Consider the following 16,562-nt stretch of genomic DNA (forward strand, 5'->3'; position numbering starts at 1 on the left):
CCAGGGCTCAAATGAAACGATCTGCTTTCTTTATTTCCGACGGCACCGGCATCACAGCCGAAACATTGGGCCAGAGCCTGCTCGCGCAGTTCGAAAACATTACCTTCGCCAAATTCACCCGGCCTTATATAGACAGCGTGGATAAAGCGCGGGCCATGGTACAACAAATCAATCTGGCGGCTGAAAAAGACGGTTTTCGCCCGATCATTTTCGACACCATCGTCAATCAAGACATTCGTGAGATTCTCGCAACGTCGAATGGTTTCATGATCGACATTTTCTCGACCTTCCTGGCGCCGCTGGAGCAGGAGTTGAGTGAACATTCTTCATACTCGGTCGGAAAGTCCCACTCCATCGGGCATAACTCCAACTATATGGAGCGTATCGAGGCGGTGAACTTCGCCCTCGACAACGATGATGGCGCCCGCACCCACTACTACGACAAGGCCGACCTGATCCTGGTGGGCGTGTCGCGTTGCGGCAAGACCCCGACCTGTCTGTACATGGCGATGCAATTCGGTATCCGTGCGGCCAACTACCCGCTGACCGAAGACGACATGGAGCACCTGACGCTGCCCGCCGCCCTGCGGGCGCATTCGCACAAACTGTTTGGCCTGACCATCGACCCGGACCGGCTGACCGCCATCCGCAACGAACGCAAGCCCAACAGCCGCTATTCCAGCTATGCCCAGTGCGAATTTGAAGTGCGTGAGGTGGAAAATCTGTTCCGCCGCGAGAATATTGCGCACATCAATTCCACGCATTTTTCGGTGGAAGAGATTTCGGCAAAGATTTTGGTTGAGAAGGGTGTGGAGCGGCGCTTCAAGTGATCTCTGGCGCCTGATCTGACGCTATCGCAGGCAAGCCAGCTCCCACAGTTGGAATGCGTTCCCCTGTGGGAGCTGGCTTGCCTGCGATGAACGGTAACGCGGATTTACAGATGAAACCGCCCGCCCCCCTGCCCCAACGCCGTCGCCAGCGCATCAAACCCCTCGCGCAATAACTGATCATCGTCCGACGTATTACAGATGCTTGCCCGAATAAACTGCGGCACCGCCGTCTGCCCCACGGCAAATGCTTCAGCGGTGGCGATCAGGTAATTGTTCTGCTTGAGCTCTGCCTCGATTTCCGAGGCCCGCCAGGGTTCCGGTACTTCGATCCAGAAATGCGGGCTGTTGAGGTGAGTGCGATAGGCCAAGCCGGTCAATAAATCTTCGACCAGGGTCTTGCGGCGGCTGATCTCGTTGATCTGCTGACGCAACAAATATTCCGCCGTGCCGTTTTCAATCCACTGGGTGGCCAACTCCAGAGTCACAGGTGTCGCCATCCAGCAGGTCGAACGCAACGCCGCCGAAATGCGGCTGACCAACGCCGGCGGCGCATGCACGTAGCCCACCCGCAAACCAGCCGACACCGCCTTGCTCAGGCTGCTGATCAAGATCGTACGCTCAGGCGCGAAATAGCTCAGAGGCGGCGGGCGATCCTCCACCAGCACGCCATGAGCTTCGTCCTCCAGAATCAGCAGGTTATGTTCGCGACACACCCTGGCCAAGGCTTCGCGGCGCGCCACCGACAACACGGCGGTGGTCGGATTCTGGATAGTCGGCGTGCAATACAGCGCCGAAATCCGGTGATTACGGCAAACCTCATCCAGCGCCGTGGGCAACACGCCCTCCTCATCCATCTCCAGGCCAATCAGCCGCACCCCCAACATGCGCGCAGCCGTGATCAGCCCAGGATAAGTCAGTTGCTCGGTGACCACCGTATCGCCAGCACGCAGCAATGCCATCATCGCGCACAGCAAGCCGTGCTGGCCGCCGTTGACGCAGATGACCTGCTCGGGAATCGGATGAAAATCGCGCTGCACCAGCCATTGCGCCCCGGCTTCCCGGTAACGCGGCAAACCGGCGTCGGGGGTGTAGGCGCTGATGTCCTGAAGGAACTTGGCGTTGGTCGACAACGTTTGGAAGCTCTGGGCAAGAAACACCGTTTCCTGCCCCGGAATGTGCATGTTGCGGCTCATGTCGAAATACTGGCGCGGCTCTTCGCTGAAATTGCGAAAGCCTTCATCACGCTGACGCTCCATCCCACGCTTGCGCACGAAGGTTCCGTCACCGACCCGCGCAACCACCAAGCCCAGGCGCTCAAGCTCACCGTAGGCCCGGCTGATGGTGCCGATGGTCACGCCCAGGTTGTCGGACAGCACCCGATGGGGCGGCAGTTTTCGTCCCGGTTCAATCAAGCCTTCAAGAATGCCCCGTTCCATCACATCAGACAGGCGCTTGTACTTCACGCCCTGCCCGTTGGACAGGCCCTCACGCATAATTGACACCATGTCAATATTTGTTTTGACAGCCATCTTTCGCCCTAATAGTGTGCTTTTACGGGTTCAATCGCCGATAAACATAACTCTTTACAAGTTCAATATAGAGTTCAATTCCGGCTCAGGGAAGCAATAAAAGATGCCAATGTCCGCCGTTCTCGAAAACACTGCAAAAACAAAAACTCAAAAACAGTGGCTCGCCGGGCTGGTGACCAGCGTGATGTTTCTGATCGTATGCCTGAGTTGGGGCACCACCTGGTTGGGTATCAAGATTGCGGTAGAGAGCGTGCCGCCGCTGACATCCGCCGGGCTGCGCTTTCTGATCGCATTTCCGCTGTTCCTGTGTTTTGCCATGGTGCGCCGCGAGCCGATCCTGTTCCCACGGGAAAGCCGCTGGTTCTTCGTCTTCGTGACCCTGTCCTACTTCAGCATTCCCTATTACCTGCTCAACTATGGCGAGATGCACGTTTCATCCGGCCTGACGGCTCTGCTGTTCAGCTGTATGCCGGTATTCATCCTGATCTTTTCCGCGCTGTTTCTGCGTGAGCGCATCTACTTCTCCCAGGTGGTTGGCATCGGTATCGGGTTTGGCAGCCTCTACATGATCATCAAGAGCCAGGGCCTGCACCTGGACCACGCCGAGTTCTTCGGGGTATTGGCAATATTGAGCGCCGCGATCATGCATGCCTTGTGCTACGTGATTACCAAGCAAAAAGGCAGCGCCATCAGCGTGATTACCTACAACACCCTGCCCATCGGCATCGCCGGGCTGATGTTGTTCGTCGCCGGCCTGTGGTTTGAAACGCCAGCGTTCAATGACATCACCCTGCGCTCCTGGACGGCACTGTTCTACTTAGGTCTGGTGGCCTCGGTAGGCGGGTTCATCGTGTATTTCATGCTGCTCAAGCGCTTGAGCCCGATCATCCTGTCGTTTGTGTTCATCATCTTCCCGGTGTTCGCGGTGATCATCGGTGCCTGGTACGAAGGCGTGGAAATTTCCCGCGACCTGATGCTGTATTCGGCGATCCTGCTGGCCGGCTTTGCGATCACCAAGTTGCCGGTTGAAAAACTTCTGGCCAAGAAAAAATGACCCTCAACCAACGCGAGAGAAACATGGAAGTCCTCCGCCCCACCACCCTGGAACAGATCTACACCCACGCCAGCCGCAGCTACCCCGAAGAATGTTGCGGCTTCGTCTTCGCCGACGGCAGCGTGTACCTGGGCAGCAATATTCAGAACGAGCTGCACCGCAAGAACCCCCAGATGTACCCCCGCAGCGCGGCCAACGGCTACACCTTCTCGGTGGCCGATACTCTGCTGATGAACAAGGCGTTACGCAGCGACAACCCGGTGGTGGTGATTTACCACTCCCACCCGGATGTTGGCGCCTACTTCAGTGATGAAGACCAGGACAAGGCGCTGTTTATGGGGGAGCCGATCTTCCCCGTCAGCTATCTGGTGGTGGATGTTCGCCAGCGCCAGGTCCTGGGCTCAAAACTGTTTGCCTGGGATGGCAAGCATTTCGCACCTCAACCCTTCAACGACCTGCACACGGAGTTGTCCATGAACGCTGTCTCTTTCCCTGACATCCTGGTCCGCGTGGCCAATCTGCGGGAATCAACCCTTGAGGGCACTGGGTCGACATTGCGCGAAGTCATTGAAAACCTCTGCGAGCGTCACCCGCAGTTGCGCCAGCACCTCTTTCACGAGAAGAACAACCAGCTCAAGGAACACTTCCTGTTTACCACCGGGCAAGCGTTGATTGACGCCGATGAAACCCTGCCGGAAAAAGCCAGGATCGAAGTGTTGCTCGCCACCTCCGGCGGCATGGACATCGACACCCTGAGCAATGAAGAAGTGCAACGCTACGTGCGCCACATCACCTTGCCCGGCGTCGGTCGCGAGGGCCAGTTGAACCTGAAGAACGCCAAAGTGCTGGTCATCGGCACCGGCGGCCTGGGTTCCCCCATCAGCCTGTACCTGGCAGCGGCAGGCATCGGCACCCTGGGGCTGGTGGATTTTGACGTGGTGGAAAGCAGCAACCTGCAACGCCAGATTGTGCATGGCAACAGCACCCTGGGCATGCCCAAGGTCGAGTCCGCCAAGCAACGCCTGCAAGACCTCAACCCTCATATCCGGATCAATGCGCACAACACCGCGCTTGACGCCGACAACGCCCTGGAACTCGTGGGCGCCTACGACCTGGTGATCGACGGCACCGATAATTTCGATACCCGCTACCGGGTCAACGATGCTTGCGTACAGCTGGGCAAACCTTTGGTCTATGGCGCCATCTACCGCTTCGACGGGCAAATCAGCGTGCTCAACTACAAGGGCGGGCCGTGCTATCGCTGCCTGTTTCCCAAGGCCCCGCCGGCTGAACTGGCGCCCAATTGCAGCGCCGGCGGCGTGATCGGCGTGCTGCCAGGCGTGGTGGGCATGATCCAGGCTACCGAGGCGATCAAATTGCTGATCGGCATTGGCGATCCTTTATCCGGCCGCTTGATGCGCTTTGACGCCCTGGCGATGAAGTTCAGCGAAATCCGCTTCAAGCGCCGCGCCGACTGCCCCTGCTGCTCGGAGCTGCGCAGCAGCGAAAGCGCCGCCCCGACGGCGTGCGCCGATGCCGTACCGAGCCAACCGTCGCTGGCGGCAGAACGCTACATCAAGCCCCAGAGCCTCAAGCAGGTGCTTGAGCACCCCAGCAGCGCCGATGTATTGCTGGATGTGCGCGACGCCAGCGAACTGGAAGTGTGCAAACTGCCAGGCGTGTTGCACATCCCTCTGGCCGAACTGGATGGGCAACTCGACAGCCTCAGCCGCGACAACACCCATTACCTGATCTGCTACGCAGGAACCCGTGCCGAACAAGCCGCCAGCACCCTGCTGGCAGCCGGGTTCGCCAATACCAAAGTCCTGCAGGGCGGCATGAAGCACTGGGTTCGCGACGTCGAACCCGACATGCCGCTGTACTGATCGTGGGGGCTTGCTGATGCTGCATAACTCCATTCTCGACGTCATCGGCCAAACGCCGATCGTGCGTCTGGCCCAGTTTTCCGAAGACCTCGGCATCGAGGTTTACGCCAAGCTGGAATCCCTCAACCCCGGCGGCAGCCACAAGGCACGCATCGCCCTGGGCATGATCCTCGATGCCGAGCGCCGTGGCGTACTGATCCGTGACTCCGGGCAAACCATCATCGAACCCAGCGGCGGCAACACCGGCATCGGGCTGGTGATGGCCGGCAATGTCCTGGGCTATAAAGTGGTGCTGGTGATCCCTGACAACTACAGCCCCGAAAAGCAGAAACTGCTGCGTCTTTACGGCGCCAAAGTGGTGCTGTCCGACAGCCGCCTGGGCAACAACTCCCACGGCGAAAAGTGCATGGAACTGCAGTTGGAAAACCCCAACTTCGTGATGCTCAATCAGCAGCGCAACGGCGCCAACCCGCAGACCCACCGCGACACCACCGCGCCGGAGATCATCCGCGCCTTCGGTGATCAGCGCGTGGACTACTTCGTCAGCGGCATCGGCACCGGTGGCCATATCACCGGCATTGGCGAAACCCTCAAGGCCGCCTGGCCAGCGATCCGCGTAATGGGCGTGGAGCCGCAGGAATGCGACCTGCTCAAAGACCAACACGCGGCACACGCGATTCAGGGCCTGTCGATCGGCCTGATCCCGAGCATCCTCAACCTGGACGTAATCGACGGCATGCTCAAGGTGTCGCATTCGGCGTGCCTGGACATGATCAAACGCATCATGCGCACCGACGCCATCAGCCTGGGGCTGTCCTCGGCCGCCAACATGGTTGCCATCGCCCAACTCGCTCCCGAACTGCCGCCTGAAACGGTGGTGCTGACCATGGTCTACGACAATGCCGACAGCTACCTGCCCAGTTTCGAGTAACGGGGCTTTCAATCATCCAGAATGCGGGGGTGCCTCCATGGGGGGCTTTATCGACATGCAACTGCTGCACGATGAGTTGCTGACCCATCTCATCACGACCCTGACGCCCGGGCAGATGAAGCAGTTGGAACCACACCTGGCGCCGCTGGTCCAGAACGCCGCCCAGGCAGTGGCCGAGGACCTGATCGCCTACGCTTATCGCGATCCGGCATCGCGTGGGCGTGGTGAGTTGATCCTGGAATCCTATGCCTCGTTCAAGGCCGTGCTGTTCTATCGCCTGGCGCACCAGGTGTGGAATTTTCCCGACCCGGGCCACGGGATGTTTTCGCGCATGGCGCTCAAGCTCAGCAACCAGGGCAAGATTCTCTCTGGTGCCGAGATTCATCCGGCAGCGCGCATCGGCCGGCGCTTTGTGCTCGACCATGGCTACGGCACGGTCATCGGCGAAACCTGCGTGATCGGCAACGACTGCTACATCCTGTGCGGCGTGACCCTGGGCGCCCGCGGCATCGCCAACAACCCGGACGGCAAGCGCCACCCGCGCCTGGGCAACAACGTCGAAGTGGGCGCCGGTGCCCGGGTGCTGGGCTACGTGTCGATCGGCGACAACGTATTTATCAGCCCCTCCTGCGTGATCACCCAGGACGTACCGGCAGGCACCAAGGTCAAGGTGGTCAACCAGATCCAGCTGCAAAAAAACGACGAATCGGACCGCAGCAATTACCTCGGCGCCTTTGCCCTGGATGAGCGCCTGCACGTCGTCGGCGAGGTGAGTGCCGGGCATAAGGTCACGGTGCTGGATGCCGACTTTCATCCGCTGCACGGGTTAATGCTCGAACCTACAGTGAAAGAGCGCCACCACCTGCAATTTCGCCTGCACCGTGTCGATACCAGCGAACAACTGCCGCGCTTGCCGCTGAACCTGAAAGTCTGCGGACCGGAATTTGAAATCACCCTGCTCTCTCCCCCTGGCTTGAGCGCAATGGTGCGCCATCTCTTGCAAGCCAGCCCACTGATCGTTGGAGGTTGAACATGTCCGTGCACACCATGGAAACCCTGGCGCTGTTTGACAGCGCGCCCTACCAGAACGCCTTCAGTGCCCGGGTGATTGCCGTCAGTGAACACGGCATCGCCCTGGAGCACACGCTGTTTTACCCCACCGGCGGCGGGCAGCCGGGAGATACCGGCCACTTCACCCTGGCCGATGGCACGCGGGTTGAGGTGACAGGTACCGTGCGCGATCCGGTGTTGCGCTCGATCATCTGGCATCAGGTAGACCATTGCCCCGAGCAGTTGACGGCAGGCGTTCAGATAGACGCCGGTCTGGATTGGGCACGGCGCTATCAGCACATGAAAATGCACACCTGCCTGCACCTGCTGTGCTCGCTCATCGACGCGCCCGTCACCGGTTGCAGCATCAGTGCGGATAAAGGCCGACTGGATTTCGACCTGCCGGAGATGACCCTGGACAAAGACGGGCTCACCCGTGACCTCAACGCCCTGATCGAGCAGGCCCACGCGGTGAAAACCTTGTCGATGCCCGCCACCGAGTACGCAACCTTGCTACAGATCACCCGCACCCAGGCGGTTGCGCCACCCGTGGTGTCGGGCTCGGTACGGGTGATTGAAATTCCCGGGATCGATATCCAGCCCTGCGGCGGCACCCATGTGCTCAACACCGAGGAAATCGGCCGTGTTTTCTGCGAGAAAATCGAGAAGAAGAGCAAGCACAACCGCCGGGTGATTCTGCGCTTTGAACACGCTTGAGCCTGCGTCATTGCCTCTGTAGGAGCGAGCTTGCTCGCGAAAAACCCCTAGGCGCCGCGCTTACTCAGGAAGCACGGGTTATCGTTGACGTTCTTCGCGAGCAAGCTCGCTCCTACAGTGACCGTGCTGTTTTTCAGATCGTGAACAGGTCCATGAAACGGTTCACAGGTGTCGCCTCAAGCCGCGCCTGATCCTTGCACAACGCAAAAATTTCGGCGCTGCGTTGTGCAGTGAAGCGCGTCGCCAGGTTGGCTTGGAACTTGTCTTCCAGCAATGGGATACCGTCCACCCGACGACGGCGATGGCCAATTGGGTACTCCACCGCCACCTGCTCGGTGCGGGAGCCGTCCTTGAAAAACACCTGCACTGCATTAGCGATGGAGCGCTTGTCCGCCTCCAGGTATTCGCGGCTGTAGCGCGGGTCTTCGACGATGACCATCTTGTCGCGCAACTCATCAATGATTGGGTGAGCTGCGTGAAAATCATCTTCGTAGTGCTCGGCCACCAGATTGCCAAACACCAGGGGCACGGCGGTCATGTATTGCAGGCAGTGGTCCCGATCGGCAGCGTTGGCCAGTGGGCCAACCTTTGAAATAATGCGAATCGCCGACTCATGGGTGGTGATCACGATACGGTCGATTTCATGCAGACGCTGCTTGACCCGCTGGTGCAGGGTCACCGCCGCCTCGCAGGCGGTCTGCGCGTGAAACTCGGCAGGGAAGCTGATCTTGAACAGCACGTTTTCCATCACATAGGTGCCGTAGGCCTGGGGCAGGCTGAAAGCGCGCTTGTCCTCGGGCTTGAGCGCCAGGTCCTTGTTGGTGTGGCTGAACAGCACGTCGTAGAAGCCCCATTGCGGCGCACTCAACACCCCGGGGATGCCCATTTCACCCCGCAGTGCGATATCCGCCAGGCGCACGCCGCGGCTCGATGCATCGCCCGCGGCCCAGGATTTGCGTGAACCGGCATTCGGCGCATGACGGTAGGTGCGCAACGCCTGCCCATCGACAAACGCGTGGGACAAGGCCGACAGCAGCTGTTCACGGCTGGCGCCCATCAGCCTGGCGGTGACAGCGGTGGAAGCGACTTTGACCAGCAGCACGTGGTCAAGGCCGACGCGGTTGAATGAGTTTTCCAGGGCGATCACCCCCTGGATTTCATGGGCCATGATCATCGCCTCCAGCACCGCACGCACGGTCAGCGGTGCGTCGCCATTGGCCACGCGTTTTTGCGAAAGGTGATCGGCCACGGCAAGAATGCCGCCGAGATTGTCCGAAGGGTGACCCCACTCAGCGGCGAGCCAGGTGTCGTTATAGTCAAGCCAGCGCACGATGCAGCCAATGTCCCAGGCAGCCTTGACCGGGTCCAGGCGAAACGAAGTACCCGGCACCCGCGCGCCGAACGGCACCACGGTGCCCTCCACTATCGGCCCCAGGTGCTTGGTGCACTCGGGGAACCGCAGCGCCAGCAGGCCACAGCCGAGGGTGTCCATCAGGCAGTTGCGGGCGGTGTCCAGTGCATCCGGGGAATCGATGCGGTAGTTCAGGACGTAGTCGGCGATGTCCTGCAACACCTGGTCGTAGTCGGGGCGGTTGTTCTGGTCGACGTTGGCGCTCATGGCAGTTCTCCTAAAAGGTGGGTTTATTCCTCAAGCTCACGGTTGATCATCAGGGCGGGTCTGGTTGCCTGCCTTGGAATAAAGATCCCTTGTGGGAGCGGGCTTGCCCGCGATTGCGATTTTTCAGTTGATAAGATGTCGACTGATACTCCCTCATCGCGGGCAAGCCCGCTCCCACAGGGGCTCTGCGTAGACCTTTAGAAGGCGTCGCCGGGGACGCGCACATAGCCTTCCATTAACACCCGTGCGCTGCGGCTCATGATGGCTTTCTTCACCACCCATTCACCGTCCACCTGGCTGGCCTCGGCGCCCACGCGCAGCGTCCCGGAAGGATGCCCGAAGCGCACGGCATTGCGCTCCACGCCGCCCGCCGCCAGGTTGACCAGGGTGCCGGAAATCGCCGCCGCCGTGCCGATCGCTACCGCCGCGGTGCCCATCATCGCGTGGTGCAGTTTGCCCATGGACAACGCACGCACCAGCAAATCCACATCGCCGGCCTTGATTGCCTTGCCACTGGAGGCCACGTAGTCCGCAGGCCTGGCCACGAACGCGACCTTGGGCGTGTGCTGGCGCTGGGCGGCTTCGTCCAGGTGCTTGATCAGGCCCATGCGCAACGCGCCATAAGCCCGCACCGTCTCGAACATGGCCAGGGCCTTGGGGTCGCTGTTGATCGCGCCTTGCAGCTCGGTGCCGGTGTAGCCCAGATCCTGGGCGTTGATGAAAATGGTCGGAATACCGGCGTTGATCAACGTAGCCTTGAAAGTGCCGACGCCGGGTACCTCCAGGTCATCGATGAGGTTGCCGGTGGGGAACATCGAACCACCGCCGCCCTCCTCTTCAGCCGCCGGATCCATGAATTCCAGCTGGACTTCGGCCGCCGGAAAGGTCACGCCGTCCAGTTCAAAGTCGCCGGTTTCCTGCACCGCGCCGTCGGTGATCGGCACATGGGCGATGATGGTCTTGCCGATATTGGCCTGCCATATCCGCACCACCGCTACCCCGGTTCGGGGTACGCGAGCCGGGTCCACCAGGCCCGCGCTGATGGCGAACGAGCCCACGGCTGCCGACAGGTTGCCGCAGTTGCCGCTCCAATCGACAAACGGCTTGTCGATGGAAACCTGGCCGAACAGATAATCCACGTCGTGATCCTGGCGACTGCTTTTGGCCAGGATCACGGTTTTGCTGGTGCTTGAAGTAGCACCGCCCATGCCGTCAATCTGCTTGTCGTAAGGGTCGGGGCTGCCGATGACCCGCAGCAACAAGGCATCGCGGGCTGCCCCCGGCACCTGGGCGACGTCGGGCAGGTCCTTGAGGCTGAAAAACACGCCCTTGCTGGTGCCGCCACGCATATAGGTGGCGGGGATCTTGATTTGCGCTACGTGTGCCATGGTGGTCCTCTTCAGGCGGTGGCCGCCGATTCCAGGAAATCCTGGGCAAAACGTTGCAACACGCCGCCCGCCTCGTAGATCGACACTTCTTCGGCAGTATCCAGGCGGCACGTCACCGGCACCTCGACACGTTCGCCATTTTTGCGGTTGATCACCAGGGTCAGTTGCGCACGCGGGGTGCGCTCGCCGACCACGTCATAGGTTTCACTGCCGTCGATTTTCAGGGTGTGGCGGTCGGTGCCCGGCAGAAATTCCAGGGGCAACACGCCCATGCCCACCAGGTTGGTGCGGTGGATGCGCTCGAAGCCTTCGGCGGCAATCGCTTCCACACCGGCCAGGCGTACGCCCTTGGCGGCCCAGTCACGGGACGAGCCCTGGCCATAGTCGGCGCCGGCGATGATGATCAGCGGCTGCTTGCGTTCCATGTAGGTTTCGATCGCTTCCCACATCCGCGTGACCTTGCCTTCGGGCTCGATACGCGCCAGCGAGCCCTGCTTGACCTTGCCGTTTTCCTGCACCATTTCGTTGAACAGTTTCGGGTTGGCGAAGGTGGCGCGTTGCGCGGTCAGGTGATCACCGCGGTGGGTGGCGTAGGAGTTGAAGTCGACTTCCGGCAAGCCCATCTTCGCCAGGTATTCCCCGGCGGCACTGTCGAGCATGATCGCGTTGGACGGCGACAGGTGGTCGGTGGTGATGTTGTCCGGCAGCACCGCCAGCGGGCGCATGCCCTTGAGCGGCCGCGCACCGGCCAGCGCGCCTTCCCAATAAGGCGGACGACGGATGTAGGTGCTCTGCGGGCGCCAGTCATACAGCGGGGTGACTTTGGGCCCGGTATCTTCATGAATGGCGAACATCGGGATGTACACCGCACGGAACTGCTCGGGCTTGACCGATGCCTTGACCACTGCGTCGATTTCTTCGTCGCTCGGCCAGATATCCTGCAGGCGAATTTCCTTGCCGTCGGCATCCAGGCCGAGCACGTCCTTCTCGATATCGAAACGGATGGTGCCGGCAATCGCATAGGCCACCACCAGCGGCGGCGAAGCCAGGAAGGCTTGCTTGGCGTAAGGGTGAATGCGCCCGTCGAAGTTGCGGTTGCCCGACAACACGGCGGTGGCGTACAGGTCGCGGTCGATGATTTCTTGCTGGATCACCGGGTCGAGTGCGCCGGACATGCCGTTGCAGGTGGTGCAGGCAAAGGCCACCACGCCGAAACCGAGTTTTTCCAGCTCATGGCCCAGGCCGGCTTCTTCCAGGTACATGGCCACGGTTTTCGAGCCCGGCGCCAGGGAGGACTTGACCCATGGCTTGCGGGTCAAGCCAAGTTTGTTGGCGTTACGTGCCAAAAGGCCCGCCGCGATGACGTTGCGCGGGTTGCTGGTGTTGGTGCAACTGGTGATGGCCGCAATGATCACCGCGCCGTCGGGCATTTGCCCTGGCACTTCGTCCCACTGGCCGCTGATGCCTTTGGATGCCAGGTCGCGGGTAGCCACACGGGCGTGAGGGTTGCTGGGGCCGGCCATGTTGCGCACGACGCTGGACAGATCGAAGCTCAGGCCACGCTCGTACTGCGCGCCCTTGAGGTCATCGGCCCACAGGCCGGTGTGGCGTGCGTATTGTTCGACCAGGGCAACTTGTTCGTCTTCCCGGCCGGTGAGTTTCAGGTAGGCGATAGTCTGCTGATCGATATAGAACATCGCGGCCGTGGCGCCGTATTCAGGAGCCATGTTGGAGATGGTCGCGCGGTCGCCCAGGGTCAGTGCGCTAGCCCCTTCGCCAAAGAACTCCAGCCAGGCGCCGACCACTTTCTGCTGGCGCAGGAACTCGGTGAGTGCCAGCACCATATCGGTGGCGGTGATGCCCGGTTGCAGCTTGCCGGTCAGTTCCACGCCGACGCTTTCTGGCAGGCGCATCCACGACGCACGGCCGAGCATCACGCTCTCGGCCTCCAGACCGCCGACGCCAATGGCGATCACGCCCAGGGCATCCACATGGGGGGTGTGGCTGTCGGTACCGACGCAGGTGTCCGGGAAGGCGACGCCGTCACGGACCTGAATCACCGGCGACATTTTCTCCAGGTTGATCTGGTGCATGATGCCGTTGCCCGGCGGAATGACATCGACGTTCTTGAAGGCTTTTTTGGTCCACTCGATAAAGTGGAAGCGGTCTTCATTGCGACGGTCTTCGATGGCGCGGTTCTTTTCGAATGCCTGCGGATCAAAACCGCCCGCTTCGACGGCCAGGGAGTGGTCGACGATCAGTTGGGTCGGCACCACCGGGTTGACCTGCGCCGGGTCGCCGCCTTGCAGGGCGATGGCATCGCGCAGACCGGCAAGGTCCACCAGAGCGGTCTGGCCAAGGATGTCATGGCACACCACGCGGGCCGGGAACCAGGGGAAATCAAGATCGCGTTTGCGCTCGATCAGTTGGCTCAGGGATGCGTTGAGGGTGGCCGGGTCACAACGGCGCACCAGGTTTTCGGCGAGAACGCGCGAGGTGTAAGGCAAGGTGGCGTAGGCGCCGGGGGTGATTGCTTCGACAGCCGCACGGGCGTCGAAGAAATCCAGGCGACTGCCGGGGAGCGGTTTGCGAAATTCAGTGTTCATCGTCAGGACTCGGTCACGGTAAGTTCGAAAGGTGAACTGTCGACACTGGCTTTGTTTCCTGTGGGAGCTGGCTTGCCTGCTCCCACAAAAAAGCACATTAGCCAGCGAACACAGCCCATCCAATTCAGCGACGTTCGATTGGCACGAACTTGCGCTGCTCAACGCCGATGTACTCGGCGCTTGGACGGATGATGCGGTTGTTGGCACGCTGCTCGAATACGTGCGCGGCCCAGCCGGTCAGGCGCGAGCACACGAAGATCGGCGTGAACAATTTGGTCGGGATGCCCATGAAGTGGTACGCCGAGGCATGGTAGAAGTCGGCGTTGGGGAACAACTTCTTCTGTTCCCACATGGTTTTGTCGATGGCTTCAGACACCGGGAACAGCACCGTGTCGCCCACTTCATCAGCAAGTTTTTTCGACCAGCCCTTGATCACTTCATTACGCGGGTCGCTGTCTTTATAGATCGCGTGGCCGAAGCCCATGATCTTGTCTTTGCGCGCCAACATGCCAAGGGTGCCTTCGACCGCTTCCTGGGCCGAAGAGAAGCGCTCGATCATCTCCATCGCCGCTTCGTTGGCACCGCCGTGCAGCGGGCCGCGCAGGGAACCGATGGCGGCGGTGACGCAGGAATACAGGTCGGACAATGTCGATGCACACACCCGTGCGGTGAAGGTCGAAGCGTTGAATTCGTGCTCGGCGTAGAGAATCAGCGACACATTCATGACCTTGACGTGCAGCTCGCTGGGTTTCTTACCGTGCAGCAGGTGCAGGAAGTGGCCGCCGATGCTTGGCTCGTCGGTCACGCAGTCGATGCGCTTGCCATCGTGGCTGAAGCGGTACCAGTAGCACATGATCGCCGGGAACGCGGCAAGCAGGCGGTCGGTGACATCGCGCTGCACGCTGAAATCTTTCTCCGGCTCGATATTGCCCAGGAACGAGCACCCGGTGCGCATCACGTCCATCGGGTGGGCGTCGGCGGGGATGCGTTCGAGCACTTCTTTCAGGGCCTGGGGCAGGTCACGCAGTTTGCTCAGCTTGTTGCTGTAGGCGGCCAGCTCGGCCTGGGTCGGCAGCTCGCCGTACAGCAGCAGGTAGGCGACTTCTTCAAATTGCGCATCGGCGGCCAGTTCACGCACGTCGTAACCACGATAGGTCAAGCCGGCACCGGCCTGGCCCACGGTCGACAGTGCGGTCTGCCCGGCGACCTGGCCACGCAGGCCAGCGCCACTCAATACTTTTGCTTCAGCCATGTTCGTTCTCCAATCTTGAATTTATTAGGGAGGCGCACCGCATTATTTTTTCGCGGCAAACAGCGCGTCGAGCTTCTGCTCGAAGGTGTGGTAGTCGATACGATCGTAGAGCTCCATGCGCGTTTGCATGGTGTCGATCACGTTCTGCTGCGTGCCGTCGCGACGGATCGCGGTGTAGACGTTCTCGGCGGCCTTGTTCATGGCACGGAAGGCCGAGAGCGGGTACAGCACAATGGAAACATCCGCAGATTTCAACTGTTCGGTGGTGTACAGCGGCGTTGCGCCGAACTCGGTAATGTTCGCCAGGATCGGCGCCTTAACGCGGGAGGCGAACAGCTTGTACATCTCCAGTTCGGTGATGGCTTCCGGGAAGACCATGTCAGCACCGGCTTCGATACACGCGGCGGCACGTTCAAGGGCAGACTCCAGGCCCTCGACTGCCAGGGCATCGGTGCGCGCCATGATCACGAAGCTGTCATCGGTGCGCGCATCCACGGCAGCCTTGATGCGGTCGACCATTTCCTGCTGGGACACGATCTCTTTGTTGGGACGATGCCCGCAGCGCTTGGCGCCAACCTGGTCTTCGATATGGATGGCCGCGGCGCCGAACTTGATCATCGACTTGACGGTGCGTGCCACATTGAACGCCGAGGAACCAAAACCGGTGTCCACATCCACCAGCAGCGGCAGATCGCAGACGTCGGTGATACGGCGCACGTCGGTGAGCACATCATCCAGCCCGGTAATACCCAGGTCCGGCACGCCGAGAGAGCCGGCGGCGACACCGCCACCCGACAGGTAAATCGCCTTGAAACCGGCGCGCTTGGCCAGCAGCGCGTGGTTGGCATTGATGGCGCCAACCACTTGCAAAGGCTGTTCGCTGGCGACTGCGTCACGGAAACGCTGGCCGGGAGTGCTGTTGTTTTTGGAACTCATGACTCACCTCGTGATGAAGGAGCACCGTCCGGGAAGTGACGGGCGATGTTGCGTTTGGAGGCGCCGATGTGCCGGCGCATCAACAGTTCTGCCAGTTCACCATCGCGATCGGCAATCGCGTCGAGAATGCGGTGGTGCTCGGCAAAGGCCTGGCGTGGACGATTGGGGGTGGCGGAAAACTGGATGCGGTACATGCGCACCAGTTGGTACAACTCGCCGCAGAGCATTTGGGTCAGGGTGCGGTTGCCGGCGCCCTGAATGATCCGGTAATGAAAGTCGAAGTCGCCTTCCTGCTGGTAATAGCCGACACCGGCCTGGAACGCGGCATCCCGTTCATGGGTGTGCAATACCTGGCGCAGCTCTTCGATTTCTGCGTCGGTCATGCGCTCGGCGGCGAGGCGGCAGGCCATGCCTTCCAGGGACTCGCGAATTTCATAGAGTTCGATCAGCTCGGCGTGGCTCAGCGACACGACCCGTGCGCCCACGTGAGGCACGCGCACCAGCAGGCGCTGACCTTCCAGGCGGTGGATCGCCTCGCGCAACGGGCCGCGGCTGATGCCGTAGGTACGCGCCAGTTCCGGCTCGGAAATCTTGCTGCCGGGGGCTATCTCACCCTTGACGATGGCGGCCTGGATACGCCGAAAGACGTTCTCGGACATGGTTTGGGAATCGTCTGACGCCGCTATCGGAATTTCCGCCTGACCCAGCATATTGTCGACACCTTTAAAATCAATGCCGCAAAAACTAGCCAATATCCCCGCCACA

At 60.7% G+C, this 16,562-nt stretch carries 13 protein-coding genes; 6 read left to right on the top strand and 7 right to left on the bottom strand.

Annotated features, from left to right (window positions below; all coding sequences use genetic code 11):
- Positions 1–11: 11 nt before the first annotated feature.
- On the top strand, positions 12–830 hold the full coding sequence (ppsR, locus tag TX23_RS03630; protein WP_003193298.1) for a posphoenolpyruvate synthetase regulatory kinase/phosphorylase PpsR: 819 nt from the start codon (positions 12–14) through the stop codon (positions 828–830).
- Between the two features lie 104 nt (positions 831–934).
- Here the strand turns inward: ppsR and TX23_RS03635 are convergent, their stop codons facing one another.
- Positions 935–2,359: an aminotransferase-like domain-containing protein gene (locus tag TX23_RS03635; protein ID WP_057701041.1), complete on the bottom strand. Its 1,425-nt coding sequence runs from the start codon at positions 2,357–2,359 to the stop codon at positions 935–937.
- 109 nt (positions 2,360–2,468) lie between these two features.
- On the opposite strand from TX23_RS03635, the gene TX23_RS03640 reads away from it, so the two are divergent.
- The 5 genes from TX23_RS03640 to TX23_RS03660 are packed head-to-tail and all read left to right on the top strand — an operon-like array spanning position 2,469 to position 7,997.
- Entirely contained in the window at positions 2,469–3,413 is a 945-nt protein-coding gene (locus tag TX23_RS03640) for a DMT family transporter (protein ID WP_057701042.1), read from the top strand.
- 23 nt (positions 3,414–3,436) lie between these two features.
- Positions 3,437–5,299, top strand: coding sequence for a molybdopterin-synthase adenylyltransferase MoeB (gene moeB / locus TX23_RS03645; protein WP_057701140.1), 1,863 nt, complete (start codon positions 3,437–3,439; stop codon positions 5,297–5,299).
- Between the two features lie 16 nt (positions 5,300–5,315).
- Positions 5,316–6,230, top strand: a complete 915-nt coding sequence (locus tag TX23_RS03650) for a PLP-dependent cysteine synthase family protein (protein WP_057701141.1) — start codon at positions 5,316–5,318, stop codon at positions 6,228–6,230.
- 37 nt (positions 6,231–6,267) lie between these two features.
- Positions 6,268–7,260 carry a serine O-acetyltransferase gene (locus tag TX23_RS03655; RefSeq protein WP_057701043.1) on the top strand — a complete coding sequence of 331 codons (993 nt, stop codon included), beginning with the start codon at positions 6,268–6,270 and terminating at the stop codon, positions 7,258–7,260.
- Positions 7,261–7,262: 2 nt separating this feature from the next.
- The gene (locus TX23_RS03660; RefSeq protein ID WP_057701044.1) at positions 7,263–7,997 is read left to right on the top strand and encodes an alanyl-tRNA editing protein; all 735 of its coding nucleotides are present in this window, start codon (positions 7,263–7,265) and stop codon (positions 7,995–7,997) included.
- 133 nt (positions 7,998–8,130) lie between these two features.
- Here TX23_RS03660 and prpD read toward each other — a convergent pair whose 3' ends face one another.
- The 6 genes from prpD to TX23_RS03690 all read right to left on the bottom strand — a co-directional run bounded on the left by prpD (position 8,131) and on the right by TX23_RS03690 (position 16,507).
- The gene (gene prpD / locus TX23_RS03665; RefSeq protein ID WP_057701045.1) at positions 8,131–9,615 is read right to left on the bottom strand and encodes a 2-methylcitrate dehydratase; all 1,485 of its coding nucleotides are present in this window, start codon (positions 9,613–9,615) and stop codon (positions 8,131–8,133) included.
- Positions 9,616–9,812: 197 nt separating this feature from the next.
- On the bottom strand, positions 9,813–11,003 hold the full coding sequence (gene prpF, locus TX23_RS03670) for a 2-methylaconitate cis-trans isomerase PrpF (protein ID WP_057701046.1): 1,191 nt from the start codon (positions 11,001–11,003) through the stop codon (positions 9,813–9,815).
- Between the two features lie 11 nt (positions 11,004–11,014).
- Complete coding sequence (gene acnD / locus TX23_RS03675; RefSeq protein ID WP_057701047.1) at positions 11,015–13,609, bottom strand: Fe/S-dependent 2-methylisocitrate dehydratase AcnD; 2,595 nt, start codon at positions 13,607–13,609, stop codon at positions 11,015–11,017.
- A 124-nt stretch (positions 13,610–13,733) separates the two neighbouring features.
- On the bottom strand, positions 13,734–14,861 hold the full coding sequence (gene prpC, locus TX23_RS03680) for a bifunctional 2-methylcitrate synthase/citrate synthase (protein ID WP_057701048.1): 1,128 nt from the start codon (positions 14,859–14,861) through the stop codon (positions 13,734–13,736).
- Positions 14,862–14,903: 42 nt separating this feature from the next.
- Complete coding sequence (prpB, locus tag TX23_RS03685; RefSeq protein WP_034128348.1) at positions 14,904–15,797, bottom strand: methylisocitrate lyase; 894 nt, start codon at positions 15,795–15,797, stop codon at positions 14,904–14,906.
- Positions 15,794–16,507 (bottom strand): GntR family transcriptional regulator, encoded by a 714-nt coding sequence (locus tag TX23_RS03690; protein WP_032879909.1) that lies wholly within the window; start codon positions 16,505–16,507, stop codon positions 15,794–15,796. The genes prpB and TX23_RS03690 overlap by 4 nt, the downstream gene beginning before the upstream one ends.
- Positions 16,508–16,562: the final 55 nt, after the last annotated feature.

Source organism: Pseudomonas paralactis, from assembly GCF_001439735.1.
In the GTDB taxonomy this organism is placed as follows: domain Bacteria; phylum Pseudomonadota; class Gammaproteobacteria; order Pseudomonadales; family Pseudomonadaceae; genus Aquipseudomonas; species Aquipseudomonas paralactis.